The sequence below is a fragment of the Thermococcus marinus genome (assembly GCF_055389025.1).
Map to the genome: position 1 here is coordinate 1,342,064 of NZ_AP042417.1, position 14,368 is coordinate 1,356,431.

The following is a 14,368-nucleotide window of genomic DNA, read 5'->3' on the forward strand; positions in this document are numbered from 1 at the left end:
CACATCACCTCACATCGTCAGGAGCACGGCTATTATTCCCAGTATGGTCGGCCACTTCCAGAAGAACTTGGCCGCCTGGTCGATGGTAAAGCGCGGGTAGATACTGGCAACGAATATCGCTATGAAGAGCACCGCTATCTGCTTGACCAGCAGTTCGAGCAGGTTGCTGGCCCCCCCAAGGAAGAGCACCGCAAAGAACGCAGTCTCGGCGAAGAGCTGAACCGCGTGCTGGGTGAAGAGCAGTGCCGCGTGCTTACCCCCGTACTCGACCATCGGACCCATGGAGATTTCAGCCGGGGCCGAGACTATGTCGAAGGGCTCAAGGCCGAGCATTGCCTGGAAGACTATGTCGAAGACTATCATCGCAAGGAAGAGTGCTGGAACGAGGATGCTCCATCCCTGGGTCTGCTGGAGGGCCACTATCTCGCCCAGCTTGAAGGTGCCCCAGTGCTGGACGAGGGCTATCAGAGCCAGTCCGTAGGGGAGCTGCATGGCGACCATGGTGAGCAGACCACGTTGGACACCGAGGGCTGAGTAGGGGTTGCCCGAGCTCATGGCACCGAGCATTATGCCGAGCATGGGGATTTCCAAGAGGTATGCAACCACGATGAGGTCGGCGTTTGAGCTGAAGAGCTGGAAGTTGGCAATGGGTATAAAGAGGAGCGCGGCTATGCTGGCTCCAAGGGCGAATACCGGCCCAAAGTCGTAGATGAAGCCGTGGCTGACGCTCTCCTTCTTGCCGAGGAGCTTAAGCGTGTCTATTATGGGCTGGTAGATCGGCGGCCCAACACGGCGCTGAATCCTTGCCATTGCTTTTCTCTCTATACCCATGAATATGAATCCCATGAACGTTGCATAGATAATCATTCCAATGACTTCGAGTACCAGCTTCCAGTCAGTCATTCACAACACCCCCCACAGTGCAAGTATGAGCAGCACTATAGCCAGATACCATGAGTAGCTCTGTACGTTTCCGTTGTAGAACGCCTGCCTGAGGGAGTCCGCGAAGTCCTCCGCCATTCTGGCAACGCGTTCATAGAACCTGTCGAAGCTGTACCTGAGCCAGAACCCAAGGGCTTCCGCCAGCGGCCTGTAGAAGTTTCTCCTGATGCTCAGGTTGAACTCCTCGGTGACGGGGTTACCTGACTGGTAAGTGTTGGTAACCGGTATCCTCCGGGTTCTGGCACCGTAGATGTAGATGAGCCCGGCTATCGCGAGGCCGAGAACAAGCACTACCGTCACGAGCAGGGCATTGTAGGTTCCGGTCGGGGTAACTAGCTTGTAGTAGTCGCCGCCCACTACTTCGCCGCCGAGCATCTTGTTGAGGTAGTCGGTAACTATGCCGGGGGCAATTCCAAAGACGATGTTGGGTATCGCGAGTATCGCCATTCCTATGAGGAGCGGGAGCGGGGCCTCCTTGACGTCCTCAAGGTCGCTCGGCCTCTGGCCGAACCAGACTGCGTAGAGGAACCTCACCACGTATGCGAAGGCCAGAGCGCTTCCAAGGAATATCGCACCGGCGACGAGCGGCATGTGCGCCTGTATCGCCGCCTCGTAAATGAGCCACTTGCTCGCGAAGCCTGCCATCGGCGGGATTCCGGCAAGGCTGAGGACGGCTATGAGTCCCATCGCGAAGGTGAACGGCATCTTCTCGGCGAGGCCACCCATGTCCTTGAACTGGGTCTTGCCGGTCTGGAGTATTATCGCCGCCGTGACGAGCCAGAAGAGGCCCTTAAAGACCGCGTGGCTAAGCACGTGGAACAGGCCTCCCGCGAATCCGAGGGAAGTCCCGAGGCCAAACGCCAGCAGTATGTAGCCAACCTGGCCGACGGAGGAGTAGGCGAAGAGCTTCCTGATGTCCTCCTGAAGAACCGCGAGGAAGCTGGCTATAATGACGGTCAGCGCACCTATCCAGGCGATTATGTAAGCGAAGACCAGGTGGTCGTGGAAGGTTCCGAATGCGGCGTAGAGCTTGTAGCCCATGAGGACGTAGAGCAGGAGGAAACCATAGGCTCCAGCCTTGCTGAGGGCACCGCTGAAGAATGCTGTATAGCTCTGGTCGGTCTCGCTGTAAGCTCCCGGAGCCCAGACGTGGAGCGGGAAGGCACCCGCCTTAACGCCGAATGCGGTCAGGAAGAGCGCGAATATTATTGCAGTCTCCCTGGTCGTTATCGTGCCCATGGCCGCGTCCAGGTAGAGTGCCTGTCTGATTGATGCAAAGTCAAGGGCACCGGTCTTTGCGTAGAGCATTCCAATGGCTATGAGCATCGCGTAGGCGCCGATGACGCTCAGCACGAAGTACTTGAGGGACTCGTGCCTGTTTCTCTTAAGCACCATCATGAAGCTTGCGAAGGTCATGAGCTCCCAGAACAGGAAGAAGCCCACGAAGTCCTGGCTCAGGAAGACGCCGAGCACTCCGGTGAAGCTCATGAGGGCGAAGAGCCACTCATAGCTCTCCCTGGAGGTGACCGCCATTCCAAAGGCCATCGCGAGGCCGACGAGGGAAGCGACGGCCGCGAAGTACCAGCTCATCGAGTTGAGCTGGAACTGGAGGGTAAACCCGCTGATAGTGATTGAGTGGTTGATGGCCCCGTCAAGCACCTGGGAGTACAGCTTGGCCAGCATTGCCAGCGGGACGGCCGCACCGATTATCCCTATCGCTTCCCTAATTCCCCTTATGTCAAGCGCCCAAGCGATGACGCCTGCGACCAGAGGTGCAAAGAGGATTATAAGCAGCTCGTTAATCATGCTCCCACCCCCATCAGTGGAACGTTCTTAACGTACTGGGCCACGTTGAAGATGTCGCTTCCAGCCTTCTGGGCTATGCTCCAGGCGTAGTCCGGGTAAACTCCGATGACTATCACGAGGGCCACGAGGACGAGGAGTATAACGCTGACGGCAACTCCCTCGCCAATTCTTCCGCCCTCCCCGGCGAACCACATCGTGTGTATCAGCCTGAAGTAATAGACGGCCTCGACAACGCTTGCTATGAGCACGAGGGCGGCGGCCCATGTATAGCCTGCGCCGAGGGTGGCAAGGAGAATCCTGAGCTTGCTCCAGAAGACGTTGAAGAGCGGTATTCCGACGGCGGCCACAGCTCCAACGGTTATGGCGAACGCCGTCAGGGGCATTCTCTTTCCAAGGCCCTCAAAGTGCTCCAGTGATGTGCCGCCAAGGGTTACCGCGACGTGTCCTATGGCTAGGAACAGGAGGGCCTTGACGATGGCGTGGTTGACCATGTGGAAGACTCCGGCATCAACACCCGCCTGGGTTCCGAGGGCAAAGGCGAGGGCTATGAGTCCTATCTGGGCGATACTGGAGTAGGCTATCATTCTCTTGACGTTCCTCTGCCTGAGTGCCGCGAACTCGGCGACGAAGACGGTGAGGGTGGCCATTATTACGAGCATCTTGAGGACTGAACTCCAGCTCTCGGCGGCCTGCATGATGTAGAGCAGCCTGGCCATCGCGTAGAGGCCGGCCTTGACGACGAAGGCTGAGAACATGGCAGTTATCGGGTGCGGCGCGGCCTGGTAGGCGTCGGGTGCCCAGGCGTTGAGCGGGAACAGCTCCGCCTCGACGGCCAGGCCGAAGACTATAAGCGCCAGCCCGACCTGGGCAACCGTTGGGTCAATTGCACCCGCAAGCTGGGCCAGGTGGGCCATGTTGAGCGTTCCTGTGGCACCGTAGATGAGGGCAACGCCAATGAGGAAGAAGCTTGAGCCGATTCCTCCCAGGATGATGTACTTCATTGAGGCCTCCGCAGCTTCACCCGTCTTGTTGTAGGCTGTGAGGGCGTAGGCAGTTATAGAGGTTATCTCCATGAAGACGAAGAGGTTGAACAGGTCTCCCGTCGCTATCATACCGGTTGCTCCGAGCATCAGCAGGAGGAACAGCATGGCGTACTTGTCTATAGGTTCGACTTCAACGGCCCTGATGCTGAAGACCGCCATCATGAAGCTTACAGCGGCAACGATGAGCACGAAGAGCGCCGCGAAGTGGCCGATGTAGAGGTTGATTCCGACGGGCGGCTTCCAGCCGCCTGCCATGACTATTATCGGCTCTCCGGAAGTGTAAACCTGCTGGAAGACCCACGCCGCGATTCCGGTCTGGAGCGCGGTGATTGCTACGAGGTAGTACTTAACGGCCTTCTTTCCAAGCCCCTTTATCAAGGGCACGAAGAAGGCGCTTATGAGTGGTAACGCTATGAGGAGTGAAGCGTACTGCCCGTTCATCCTCTCAACCTCCTTATCTCCTCAACGTTGAGGGTTCCATACTTTTCGTGGAGTATTATGGCGACGCTAAGGGCCATAGCGGTCGTGGCAACGCCTATGACTATCGCAGTGAGAACGAGGGCCTGCGGGATCGGGTCAACGGCCTGGGCGGGCCCGATTCCCTCGCTGAGTATGGGTGCGCTCTTTCCGGCGACGTAGCCGACGCTGACCAGGAGAAGGTTAACGCCGGTCTCCATTATGCTGAGGCCGATGAGTATCTTAAGGAGGTTCTTCTTAACGAGAACCGCGTAGAGGCCTATCAGTATGAGGGTGATGGCACCGAAGTAGTAGACTGAAATCATTCGCTCACCTCCTCCTTGAGCATGTTGTCTATGATTCCGCTCAGCTCGGTGCCGACCTTGAGGCCGATGATGGTGTAGATTATCGGGATGAACCCGCCGCTGAGGAGCCTGCCGATGTTGTCAACGCCGAGTTTCCAGTCCTGCCATATCCAGTCGTAGAGGAAGTAGCCGCCGATGGCAAGGCCGATGAGGCCGACAAGGACGTAGGCCATTCCAACGATGCCCTCTGTCTTCTCGAAGGCCTTGTGCGGTATCTCGTAGGTGATGAAGGCCATGTAGAGCAGGAGGAACGCCGTTGCTATGGTGGCTCCGCCCGGGAATCCTCCACCAGGGGTGAGGTGTCCGTAGATGAAGATGTACACACCGAAGAGCATCACGAACGGCACGAGAAGCCTGGTTCCGGTGGTAAGGACTATCGAGCCCTCGGTCTTGGCGGTCCTCTCCCTCTTCTTCCTCCAGAGAAGGGCACCAACGCCGGTTGAGGCTATGAAGAGAACCGTGACCTCACCGAGGGTATCGAATCCACGGTAGTTAACGACTATTGCGGTGACGGCGTTGACCGCGCCGGTCTGTTCCTTAACGTGGTCGAGGTAGTACTGGCCGACGAGCATCTTGTCCTCGCCGAAGGGGACTCCTGCAAGGCCCTGGGCGAGCCAGTAACCGATTATGAGCAGGGAGATTATCGCGAGAGCGCGCTTGAGCATTTTCACCACCTCACCCACCAGCCAGGCTTCTCCTCTTCCTCGGTCTCAAAGCGCTGGGTTCTCTTGATTGCGAAGATGAATATCGCACCGCTGAGCGCCGCGCCTATCGCCGCCTCGGTCATTGCCACGTCCGGCGCCTGCAGCATGAAGAACAGTAACGACGCGAACAGGCTGACTGCAGCACTCCCAACCGCCGCTGCGAGCAGGTCGCGCCACTCGACGGCGAGTATTGCGGAGAGGATCATAAGGCCAACGATTATGTATTCAATGCAGGTTATGCAGTTCATTCTTCACCACCCTCCTCTGCGGGTGCCTCCTCGGCTACCTTCTCCTTGGCCTCCAGGTGCTCGCGGTACTTGTCAACGACGCTGCCCTCCCAGAGGGGGATTCCGCTCTTGTAAGCGGCCCTGATGAGGGCGTGGGCGCTTATCGGGTTGGTGAGCAGCAGAAAAGTTGCTATAGCTATGGTCTTGACGAGCCACGCGGCGCTTCCAAAATCGGTGCCGAGCGCCCAGATGCCGACGCCGACCATGACGCCGAGGCTTCCAAGGGTAGCGCTCTTGGTCGAGGTCTGCATCCTGTTGTAAACGTCTGGCATCCTAATGAGGCCAAGGGCCGAGAGGAAGTAGAAGAACGTTCCTATTAACACGAGAGCTTCTCCTATTGCTGCAAGGGCGTTCATAGGCCTCCCTCCATGTAGCGAGCGAAGGCTATGACCCCACCGAAGGCAAGCATAGCGTAGACCAGGGCCACGTCGAGGAATATCATCCTCTCGTAGTAGAGCGCGAAGAGCACCATGAGGCCCGCTGTAATGGTCGTCATGATGTCAACGGCAACGAGCCTGTCGACCGTCGTTGGTCCCCTGAAGACGCGGTACATGCTGAGAAGCGTTGCTATCGCTATCAGGGCGAGATAAACGTTTATCCCTATCATCCGAAGATCACCTTCAGGAATTTTTCAAAGGGCCTGGTTATGGCCTCTGAAGCCTTCTCAACGTGCTCGGAATCGTCCTTGGCACCGAGAACATCGTCCTGAACCCATATCCAGTGGATGAAGTAGTCCTCTTCGTCAACGTCGAGGGTTATCGTTCCAGGGGTGAGGGTTATCGAGTTCGCGAGCGCGAGTTTTCCTGTGTCGCTGGTGAGAACGGTCCTGCACTTCACGATTCCAGGCCTTATGGGCCTCGCCGGGTGAAGAACCCTGTAAGCGACGTCAAGGTTGGCCATTATCATGGCCCACAGGAAGTAGGGAATGTAGGCTATTGCGTAGGCAATTCTCTTGGGGTGAAGGTTTGCCAGTCCTGCCTTGGTGAATACATCGTGCGTCAGTGCCGCAACTATCAGAGATATAACCGCTCCAGCTACCAGTTCCTGGCTGTCGAGGCTTGCAGTAACGACAAGCCACAGAATAAACAGTACGATAAACGTGTACGCAAATTTGCTGGCTCGACTTGCTTCTTCCATACTCAACCCTCCGGAGGTTGATGGACTCATTTGAATTAACTATCAATGGTTACCAACCATAACTTATAAACCTTACTTATAAAGAAGGACAGTTTAGAACTTTTGGTTAAAATTAGGGCACCATATTTGTCCTTTAATGCCAAGAGGGGTTCTTTGGGCCCCACTGAATTATATGGGCCAATATATCAGTTTGCCAAGACCACACAGCGAGGTGAGAGTGCTCGACAAAGCGCATTGAAGATTTTTACACACATCGAGAATTTAGCCCCCAAGGCAACGAGAACTGCAGGTTTTAACCTCATCAAACCCTACAAGAGTATAAAATAAAACTGTGGGGCAGTCAGTAGATTGATATCCTCTTGACGCCCTCGAGCTTGGACAGCTCGTTGATGAGGTCTCCCGGAATCGGCTTCTCGGTGATTATCGTGAGTGTTGCCTCCGGGTAGAGCTCCGGATCTTCTGCAACGACCTGGACGATGTTTATTCCCTTGTCCGCTATCTTCTGGGCGACCCTTGCCAGTATGCCGACGGCCCTCGGCTCTGGCTCGATCTCGATGACGCCGTAGCCGACGTGCCTTCCGACGTACTTCATGTGGACGGTCGGCTCAAGGTTGGTGAAGATATCCCTGAGCTCCGGAACCTTAAGTATCATGGCGACTGTTTCTTTGACAACGCGTCTGTCAACGTCGAGGGCCTTTGCTATCTTGGTGTACGGCACTTCAATGTCTCCTGCTTTGATCTTCATGTCATCGGAGACCTTTAGGCCGTACTTAAGGAGAGTCTTGGCTATCTGCTTCCTCACAGGGTATTCGTCAAAGTAATGCTCAATCTTTCCCCACATATGCTACCCCCCAGTTAAGTTCACTAATAGACTATTTAATTCAACGATATTAAAATGTTTCCATGCCCGCATGATTGCGACAGTGCTTACCTTAAAAAATTTTTGGACGAGACGTGCCGTCAGAACGCCCCAGGCTGGAGGTTTTATCCATCGTCGGATTTTTAAGAGCGAGCCCAAACTCCCGAAACATGATTGAGGTTCGCCTTCCCCACGTCGTCTTCGAGGACACAGGTGATAGTATTAGGCTAATCTGGAGGGAGACCCTTTACGCTGACTTTCCAAAGAAGGAGCTGGAGAGGGTCATACGGAAGAAATACCGTGTCTCTCCCCAGATTACTGCCCGTGAAGGGGCGCTTCTCATTGACACTGACTACGAAAAGGTTGAGAACTTCATAGCGGTCTACATCCAGAACAACCTCGGTGGCCTGCTGAGAAACCGCTACACAAAGAGAAAGGTTCTCTACGTCCATGAGGGCCTCGACGTCCCGCTCCTCGGCTACAACGCCTTCGGCCTGATTGACAGGGGCACCAATCTAATTCAGGTTCGCGGTGTCAGCGGGTGCAATCTGAGCTGTATCTTCTGCTCCGTTGATGAGGGCCCCTACTCTAGGACGAGAAAGCTCGACTACGTGGTTGATATTGACTATCTCATGAAGTGGTTTGATGAAGTCGCCCGGATAAAGGGCAAGGGCCTCGAAGCCCACCTCGACGGCCAGGGTGAGCCGCTCATATATCCCTTCCGCGTTGAGCTCGTGCAGGCACTCAGGGAGCACCCTAACGTCTCGGTCATATCGATGCAGAGCAACGGGACGCTTCTCAACGACAAACTCGTCGAGGAGCTGGCGGAAGCTGGCCTCGACAGGGTTAACCTATCCATTCACTCCCTCGATTCAGAGAAAGCGAAGATGCTCATGGGCAGAAAGGATTACGACCTTGAGCACGTCCTCGATATGGCCGAGGCTCTAGTAAACGCCGGCATTGACGTCCTTATTGCACCGGTGATAATATTTGGCGTGAACGACGACGAGGCCGAGGCATTCATAGAGTTCGCGAGAAAAATCGGCGCAGGGAAGCGCTGGCCTGCTCTTGGTTTCCAGAACTACGTCCCATACAAGTTCGGGAGGAACCCGGTCATAGCGAAGCCCGTTCCGTTCAAGGAGTTCTACTCCTGGCTGAGAAAGCTTGAGGAGAAGACCGGCATGAAGCCCCTCGTCCTGAAGCCGAGCCACTTCGGAATGGAGAGGCGCGAGTTTATACCTCTATCCTTTAGGCCTGGAGAGGTAGTTAAGGCGGAAGTCGTCCTCCCTGGCAGGATTGAGGGGGAGATGCTCGCAAAGGCAAGGAACAGGCTCATCGAAGTCGTCGGCACCAATGCCCAAGTTGGGGACAAGATAAGGGTAAGAATCGTCAGGACGAGACACGGGATTTACATTGGAACTGAGGTCTGAAAAACTTTTTAAAGTAATTTTTTGAACCATTCTTGGATGGGGCTAGTGAAACGTATCTTTCTAGTGTTGGGCATCGTAGCGCTAATTGTCCTCTCTATTGTTGGAGTTGCCCTTGCCCGGGATTCATACGTGTTATCTGCCCTTTCAGGTGCATCTCAGAGTGGTGGAACACTAATAACATACAAAGACTACAACTGGACGTTCGCCCCAGAAAACCCTAACGTCGTTTACGTAGCCGTGTGGGCACCGGACCCGTACAGGGACTACATCGAAAAAGCCCTCGTGGAAGTAATTGGGAAGCACAGCCTCACGCCCGTAATTGTTGATGATGTCCAGAACTATGACTTAAAGGGGAGGTTCGTCCTCTTTTACGGGCCCGTTGTTGAGGAAAATGATGGGCTCATATACAATGAAATTTCGATATCTGGGATCCTCTACTATTCCTACGCGGGCGACGTTGAATCCGCGGTTGAGACGATAAACCGCGGGCTGGCGTTTTCAGAAGCTGAGATTGATAAATCCGCGGAAACGCTCCGCGAGGCATGCATAGAAAGACTCTTAGAACTCAGAATAGCAAACCAGACCTGTGACGTTGCCTACTGGTGGCATCTAAAAGGAAAGGTGGGGAAACTCGCAGAGGGCGACCCCTACGAGATGGTTGCCAGCGAGATAGCGTCCCAGCTTGACCAGTTTCTGAGGATTGATTCAGATGAACCTTGAGCTCCTGACTTTCAGCTCTCCCTTTTTGTAGAGCTCCAGCAGTATCTCGGCTATCCTCTCCCCTGCTTTTCCGTCGCCAAATGGGTTCGGCGCTTCGGCCATCTTTCTGTAGAACTCTCTGTCCTCCAAGAGCCTCTGGAGGTATCCCAGGGCGCGCTCCTTTTCGAGACCCACAAGGACGTTCCCGCCCGCCTCGACAGTCTCAGGTCTCTCCGTGTTGTAGCGGAGGGTCAGGCAGGGAACGCCGAGGATTATCGCCTCCTCCTGGATTCCGCCTGAGTCTGTCATTATCGCGAAGGCGTTCTTCTCCAGCTTGAGGAAGTCAAGGTAGCCAAGGGGTTTGGTTACCGTCAGGTTCTCTATCGAGCTTACCCTCTCCCAGAGGCCGAACTCCTCAAGCCTCTTCCTCGTCCGCGGGTGCATCGGGTAGACGGCCCTCATCTGGAGGGCCTCAAGCATCTCAACGAGCCTTGTCAGGTTCTCCCTGCTGTCGGTGTTCTCTGCCCTGTGGGCCGTTATGAGCACGTATCCCTTCGGCTCCAGTCCGAGCCTCTCAAGTATGCTGCTCTTCTTCTCGGCAACCTCAGCGTTCTGGAGAACGGCATCAACGATGGTGTTGCCGACCACGTAGACGTTCTCGGTTATACCCTCGCGCTCAAGGTTTTTCCTGGTCTCCTCTGTTGGAGGGAAGAGCACCTCGCTCGCGTGGTCGGCCAGAATCCTGTTTATCTCCTCCGGCATCGTCCTGTCAAAGCTCCTCAGGCCAGCTTCAACGTGGGCCACGGGGATTTTGAGCTTGACGCTGGCCAAGGCACCTGCCAGAACCGTATTGGTGTCACCCTGAACGAGCGTCACGTCGGGCTTTTCTTCCATCAGAACTCTCTCGATTTTTATCATCGCTTTCCCAGTCTGCTCGGCCTGAGTTCCGGAGCCGACTTCGAGGTGGTGGTCTATTGGTGGGAGCTCAAGCTCCTCGAGGAAGACCCTGCTCATCTCGTAGTCGTAGTGCTGTCCGGTGTGAATTAAAAGGGGCTCAACGCCCCTCTCAATGAACGCCCTAACAACCGGTGCGAGCTTTATTATCTCTGGCCGGGTTCCAAATACAAAGGCCGGCTTCAATACTCTCCCCTCCCAACGCCCTTGAAGAGGAAGCCCCTCGGCGGGTTCTCGACTACGTGCCTGCCGTCGATGAGAATCCTCGTCCTCATGAGCCTTCCAAGGTGCTCCCAGTCAATGTTTTTGAACTCTGAGTGATCTGTTGCTATAACGACGGCGTCGGCGTTTTCAACTGCTTCCTCAACGCTCCCGCTCGTTCCCGGAACGAAGGGGTCATACGTCCTGACCTCCTTTACGTCTTCCTCAATCTCCCCGACGAATGCCAGCGCCGGGGAATTCCTAGTGTCGTCGCTGTCTCCCTTGTAGGCCAGCCCCAAAACCGCTATGACGGCATCTTCCGGCGGGACGTTCAGCTCCTTAAGCGCCGAGAAGAGCAAATCCTTTGTGAAGAGGGGCATGGAGTCGTTTATCTCCCTCGCGAGCTTTATGAGCCCGAAGTCCTCTTTGGCTGGCCAGAGAAGCAGGTGGGGGTCCTTTGGAAGGCAGTGGCCCCCAACCCCTATTCCAGGGGTGTGGATTTTAACCCTCGGGTGGGTGTTGGCCAGCTCTATCGCCTCAAAGACGTTTATACCGTACTGGTGGGCGAGGAAGGCGAACTCGTTGGCAAGGGCGATGTTCACATCGCGGAAGGTATTTTCCATAAGCTTGACGACCTCGCTGACGGTTGAGCTCGTCTTGAACGTCTGCCCCTTGACAAAGGAGCGATATAGTCTCTCAGCCATTTCAGCGCTCTCAGGGGTTATACCTCCAAAAATGCGGGAGTTGTAAACGAGCTCCTTGAAAATCCTCCCCGGCATAACCCTCTCCGGGGCGTGGACCATGTAGAAGTCCTTCCCTGCCTTGAGTCCGGTGAGTTCCTCTATGAGCTCTGCCATTCTAACCGTCGTGAGCGGCGGGACCGTGCTCTCTATGACCACAAGGGAGCCGGGCTTCATGGCCTTCGCGACGATCCTAACGGCGCTCTCCAGGTAGCTCAGGTCGGGGGTCTTGTCCTCCTTCAGCGGGGTCTGGACGCAGATTATGTAGGCGTCCTTTCCCTTGATGTCATCGGGGTTGGTGGTGGCCCTGAGGTTGCCGCTTTCAACGGCCTTTTGGAGGAGTTCGTCTATCTCTGGCTCAACGATGTGGGCCTCGCCGGAGTTTATTTTCTTAACGACCTCTTCCCTTATTTCATAACCGGTGACTTTGAAGCCAGCGTTCGCGAACATTATCGCCGTTGGAAGGCCGATGTATCCAAGGCCTATTACCGCTATCTCATTCACTCCGTCCATCGCTTCCACCGAAGCGGGTTGAAACAGCCGAATAAAAGCCTTTTTGAGGTAACGATTTTGAAAGCTTTGAAACCGTTCTGACACGCACACCGGGAAATTTTTTCGTGTTCCCTCTCACTCCAATTCGAGCCGGGAGATATAACCTGTTGCAACCGGTGCCATTGAAGGAAAGCGTTAGAAAGCGTTTTTTGTTGATTGGACTCTTCTGGAGTGTCCTAAAAAACGCTTCCAAAACCGTTTTTCGGAAAGCCTTATATTGGACAGAACCGTCCATTTGTTGGTGGGTGGTAGAATGAAGGTATGGGTAGATATCACGAACGCGCCTCACGTTCACTTTTTCAAGGGCCTGATCAAGGAGCTTGAGAAAACCGGCCACGAGGTTTTAATCACAACGAGGGAATTTGACGGCCTCACCGGAATTCTCGACATGTTTGGCTTTGATTACTACGTTGTCGGAAAGCACGGCGGTTCTACCCTTGAAGGCAAGCTCCTCGCGAGCGCTGAACGAGTATACAAGCTCAGCCGGCTGATAATCGAGGAAAAACCTGACCTCGCCGTCTACAAACACTCAGTTGAGGCCCCCAGGGTGGCATTTGGCCTTGGAATTCCCAGCATAGGTTTCGTGGACAATGAAACCGCCATTGCCCAGAACAAGCTCATCCTGCCGTTTACCAGGCTCTTGCTCTTTCCGAAGGCTATAGACGCCTACGAGCTTCTCAAGTGCGGTGCCGACCCCAACGGCATGAAGCCAGTAAACGGCTTCTCAGAGCTGGCCCACCTCTACGGATTTAAGCCGGACAGGAGGGTATTCCACGAGCTCGGCCTCAAGAAGAACGGCTACATCGTGATGCGCACCGAGCCGGTTAAGGCCAACTACTTCAACGGGCCGGAGAGAAGCGTGCTCGAAGACGTCATTCCGTTCCTGCCCGATATGCCTATAGTCCTTTTCCCACGGACTGAGGAGCAGAGAAAACGCTTCGAGCACTTTGACAACGTGATAATGCCTGAAAAGCCCGTGGACAGCCTCAGCCTCCTCCACTATGCAAGACTCATGATAGGTGCAGGGGGAACAATGAACAGGGAGGCAATAGCGCTCGGGACACCTACAATCTCCACCTATCCGGGAAGGCTCCTGTCGGTGACCAGGTGGCTAATCGAGCTCGGCGTCAAGTTCCACTCCACCGACCCGCTCGAAGTCGCTGAGGTCGCCGAGCGCATGATAGAGGCCAACGGAAGCTACAGGAGCTACATACGGAACGTCGTCAGCGGACTTGAAAACCCGATGGAGGCGATATTGAGGGAAATAGAAACGTACGAGGAGAACGGAACCTTCGAGGTATCAGAGGCCGGCAACCTTGGGAGTTACGTACGCCTCGATGAAGGCCGCAATTAGGAGCATTCCAACGGCCACTGCATAGAGCTTCAGCGCCTTTTTTATCCCCTCTTTGAAGCCGCTTGCAGGTTTTTCAGCTTCACGGATGTTCCTGTACCAGACAATACCGGCGGTTCCCGCAAGGACGAATGCCGGGATTTCCACGACGCCGTGGGGGACTATGCCCAGGATAATCTGACTTAAGGGCGCCCCAATCTTCGCAAAGAACCCCACCACGATTCCAACGACGGCCCCATTGAACAGCATCATTAACCAGGGGCCAATTCCAAAGAACAGCCCGGAGGCAAGGACGAGCAGGGCGACGCCGGCGTTGTGGGTAAAAATTTTGACGAAGTTATCGAAGGGATTGGGCGAAAGTCCCCCGAGCTCTTCCGCTAGCTTAAGTACGTATTCTCCTGCCTTCTCCGGTTGAACGTAAGCATACGCTACACCAAGGACTATTCCCATCAGGAACGTCCCAAGGAGCATCGAGAACGTCTTCCGGAGTTCCACACACCTCACCCTTCGAGGGCCTTCTTGAGGGCAATCTTGAAGTCCTCAACGTTAACGTAGGGCATCTCAACGTCGAGCCTCATGGCGAAGAACTCATCAATCAGACTTTCAAGCTCCTCGATTTTATGCCCTTCGAGCTTCTTCTCGAGGTCGTGGACTGCCTCCTCAGGGTGCATGAAGAAGTCTCCCGTAATCTTAACGTGCTCGGCTATGCCGTCCTTCTCGTCGAACTCAATCCTTATGAGGCCCTTCTTGGCCTTGTGCTCACCGACGTGGTGCTTCATACCCATCCCCGTTGTAAGCTCGCGGGAGAACTTTTTAAAGGTTGGGTTAAAGTGGGAGCGGTG

General features: G+C 55.1%; 17 protein-coding genes. 3 read left to right on the forward strand and 14 right to left on the reverse strand.

What is annotated here, in order from left to right; all coding sequences use genetic code 11:
- Positions 1-9: 9 nt before the first annotated feature.
- The 10 genes from ACZ5ER_RS07450 to ACZ5ER_RS07495 form a co-directional block, all read right to left on the reverse strand.
- Positions 10-903: a respiratory chain complex I subunit 1 family protein gene (locus tag ACZ5ER_RS07450; RefSeq protein WP_050003328.1), complete on the reverse strand. Its 894-nt coding sequence runs from the start codon at positions 901-903 to the stop codon at positions 10-12.
- Positions 904-2,748, reverse strand: coding sequence for a proton-conducting transporter transmembrane domain-containing protein (locus ACZ5ER_RS07455; protein ID WP_464934139.1), 1,845 nt, complete (start codon positions 2,746-2,748; stop codon positions 904-906). It lies immediately after the preceding gene.
- Positions 2,745-4,232: a proton-conducting transporter transmembrane domain-containing protein gene (locus ACZ5ER_RS07460; protein ID WP_050003330.1), complete on the reverse strand. Its 1,488-nt coding sequence runs from the start codon at positions 4,230-4,232 to the stop codon at positions 2,745-2,747. Before ACZ5ER_RS07460 ends, ACZ5ER_RS07455 begins: the two co-directional genes overlap by 4 nt.
- Positions 4,229-4,573, reverse strand: a complete 345-nt coding sequence (locus ACZ5ER_RS07465) for an NADH-quinone oxidoreductase subunit K (protein ID WP_050003331.1) — start codon at positions 4,571-4,573, stop codon at positions 4,229-4,231. Before ACZ5ER_RS07465 ends, ACZ5ER_RS07460 begins: the two co-directional genes overlap by 4 nt.
- On the reverse strand, positions 4,570-5,277 hold the full coding sequence (locus tag ACZ5ER_RS07470; RefSeq protein ID WP_464934140.1) for a Na(+)/H(+) antiporter subunit B: 708 nt from the start codon (positions 5,275-5,277) through the stop codon (positions 4,570-4,572). The genes ACZ5ER_RS07465 and ACZ5ER_RS07470 overlap by 4 nt, the downstream gene beginning before the upstream one ends.
- Before the next feature lie 2 nt (positions 5,278-5,279).
- Positions 5,280-5,564, reverse strand: a complete 285-nt coding sequence (locus ACZ5ER_RS07475; protein ID WP_050003333.1) for a DUF4040 domain-containing protein — start codon at positions 5,562-5,564, stop codon at positions 5,280-5,282.
- Complete coding sequence (gene mnhG, locus ACZ5ER_RS07480) at positions 5,561-5,959, reverse strand: monovalent cation/H(+) antiporter subunit G (RefSeq protein ID WP_050003334.1); 399 nt, start codon at positions 5,957-5,959, stop codon at positions 5,561-5,563. The genes ACZ5ER_RS07475 and mnhG overlap by 4 nt, the downstream gene beginning before the upstream one ends.
- A complete protein-coding gene (locus ACZ5ER_RS07485; protein WP_050003335.1) occupies positions 5,956-6,210 on the reverse strand; it encodes a monovalent cation/H+ antiporter complex subunit F in 255 nt (84 codons plus the stop codon). Before ACZ5ER_RS07485 ends, mnhG begins: the two co-directional genes overlap by 4 nt.
- Positions 6,207-6,740, reverse strand: a complete 534-nt coding sequence (locus tag ACZ5ER_RS07490) for a Na+/H+ antiporter subunit E (RefSeq protein WP_050003336.1) — start codon at positions 6,738-6,740, stop codon at positions 6,207-6,209. The genes ACZ5ER_RS07485 and ACZ5ER_RS07490 overlap by 4 nt, the downstream gene beginning before the upstream one ends.
- Positions 6,741-7,080: 340 nt before the next feature.
- The gene (locus ACZ5ER_RS07495; RefSeq protein WP_050003337.1) at positions 7,081-7,581 is read right to left on the reverse strand and encodes an ACT domain-containing protein; all 501 of its coding nucleotides are present in this window, start codon (positions 7,579-7,581) and stop codon (positions 7,081-7,083) included.
- Between the two features lie 188 nt (positions 7,582-7,769).
- Here ACZ5ER_RS07495 and ACZ5ER_RS07500 point away from each other — a divergent pair, with 188 nt between their 5' ends.
- Both ACZ5ER_RS07500 and ACZ5ER_RS07505 read left to right on the forward strand, forming a co-directional pair.
- On the forward strand, positions 7,770-9,029 hold the full coding sequence (locus ACZ5ER_RS07500) for a radical SAM protein (protein WP_464934141.1): 1,260 nt from the start codon (positions 7,770-7,772) through the stop codon (positions 9,027-9,029).
- A gap of 36 nt (positions 9,030-9,065) precedes the next feature.
- Complete coding sequence (locus tag ACZ5ER_RS07505) at positions 9,066-9,749, forward strand: hypothetical protein (RefSeq protein ID WP_464934142.1); 684 nt, start codon at positions 9,066-9,068, stop codon at positions 9,747-9,749.
- On the opposite strand, the gene wecB is transcribed toward ACZ5ER_RS07505, so the two are convergent.
- Complete coding sequence (wecB, locus tag ACZ5ER_RS07510; protein ID WP_050003340.1) at positions 9,735-10,868, reverse strand: non-hydrolyzing UDP-N-acetylglucosamine 2-epimerase; 1,134 nt, start codon at positions 10,866-10,868, stop codon at positions 9,735-9,737. The two genes, ACZ5ER_RS07505 and wecB, sit on opposite strands and share 15 nt — an antisense overlap.
- Entirely contained in the window at positions 10,865-12,136 is a 1,272-nt protein-coding gene (locus ACZ5ER_RS07515) for a UDP-N-acetyl-D-mannosamine dehydrogenase (protein ID WP_464935151.1), read from the reverse strand. The genes wecB and ACZ5ER_RS07515 overlap by 4 nt, the downstream gene beginning before the upstream one ends.
- A gap of 292 nt (positions 12,137-12,428) precedes the next feature.
- Here ACZ5ER_RS07515 and ACZ5ER_RS07520 point away from each other — a divergent pair, with 292 nt between their 5' ends.
- Positions 12,429-13,529 carry a DUF354 domain-containing protein gene (locus ACZ5ER_RS07520; RefSeq protein WP_050003342.1) on the forward strand — a complete coding sequence of 367 codons (1,101 nt, stop codon included), beginning with the start codon at positions 12,429-12,431 and terminating at the stop codon, positions 13,527-13,529.
- Here ACZ5ER_RS07520 and ACZ5ER_RS07525 read toward each other — a convergent pair.
- Both ACZ5ER_RS07525 and ACZ5ER_RS07530 read right to left on the reverse strand, forming a co-directional pair.
- Positions 13,476-14,021: a stage II sporulation protein M gene (locus ACZ5ER_RS07525; RefSeq protein ID WP_227738693.1), complete on the reverse strand. Its 546-nt coding sequence runs from the start codon at positions 14,019-14,021 to the stop codon at positions 13,476-13,478. The two genes, ACZ5ER_RS07520 and ACZ5ER_RS07525, sit on opposite strands and share 54 nt — an antisense overlap.
- Before the next feature lie 5 nt (positions 14,022-14,026).
- Positions 14,027-14,305, reverse strand: a complete 279-nt coding sequence (locus tag ACZ5ER_RS07530) for a lipoate protein ligase C-terminal domain-containing protein (protein ID WP_464935152.1) — start codon at positions 14,303-14,305, stop codon at positions 14,027-14,029.
- Positions 14,306-14,368: the final 63 nt, after the last annotated feature.

Coding starts and splice junctions, on each gene's coding strand:
- ACZ5ER_RS07455 (WP_464934139.1), bottom strand. CDS start 2,748: ATGATTAACGAGCTGCTTATAATCCTCTTTGCACCTCTGGTCGCAGGC.
- ACZ5ER_RS07515 (WP_464935151.1), bottom strand. CDS start 12,136: ATGGACGGAGTGAATGAGATAGCGGTAATAGGCCTTGGATACATCGGC.
- ACZ5ER_RS07505 (WP_464934142.1), top strand. CDS start 9,066: ATGGGGCTAGTGAAACGTATCTTTCTAGTGTTGGGCATCGTAGCGCTA.
- ACZ5ER_RS07470 (WP_464934140.1), bottom strand. CDS start 5,277: ATGCTCAAGCGCGCTCTCGCGATAATCTCCCTGCTCATAATCGGTTAC.
- ACZ5ER_RS07520 (WP_050003342.1), top strand. CDS start 12,429: ATGAAGGTATGGGTAGATATCACGAACGCGCCTCACGTTCACTTTTTC.
- ACZ5ER_RS07485 (WP_050003335.1), bottom strand. CDS start 6,210: ATGATAGGGATAAACGTTTATCTCGCCCTGATAGCGATAGCAACGCTT.
- ACZ5ER_RS07465 (WP_050003331.1), bottom strand. CDS start 4,573: ATGATTTCAGTCTACTACTTCGGTGCCATCACCCTCATACTGATAGGC.
- ACZ5ER_RS07460 (WP_050003330.1), bottom strand. CDS start 4,232: ATGAACGGGCAGTACGCTTCACTCCTCATAGCGTTACCACTCATAAGC.
- mnhG (WP_050003334.1), bottom strand. CDS start 5,959: ATGAACGCCCTTGCAGCAATAGGAGAAGCTCTCGTGTTAATAGGAACG.
- ACZ5ER_RS07495 (WP_050003337.1), bottom strand. CDS start 7,581: ATGTGGGGAAAGATTGAGCATTACTTTGACGAATACCCTGTGAGGAAG.
- ACZ5ER_RS07530 (WP_464935152.1), bottom strand. CDS start 14,305: ATGAAGCACCACGTCGGTGAGCACAAGGCCAAGAAGGGCCTCATAAGG.
- ACZ5ER_RS07450 (WP_050003328.1), bottom strand. CDS start 903: ATGACTGACTGGAAGCTGGTACTCGAAGTCATTGGAATGATTATCTAT.
- ACZ5ER_RS07490 (WP_050003336.1), bottom strand. CDS start 6,740: ATGGAAGAAGCAAGTCGAGCCAGCAAATTTGCGTACACGTTTATCGTA.
- ACZ5ER_RS07500 (WP_464934141.1), top strand. CDS start 7,770: ATGATTGAGGTTCGCCTTCCCCACGTCGTCTTCGAGGACACAGGTGAT.
- ACZ5ER_RS07475 (WP_050003333.1), bottom strand. CDS start 5,564: ATGAACTGCATAACCTGCATTGAATACATAATCGTTGGCCTTATGATC.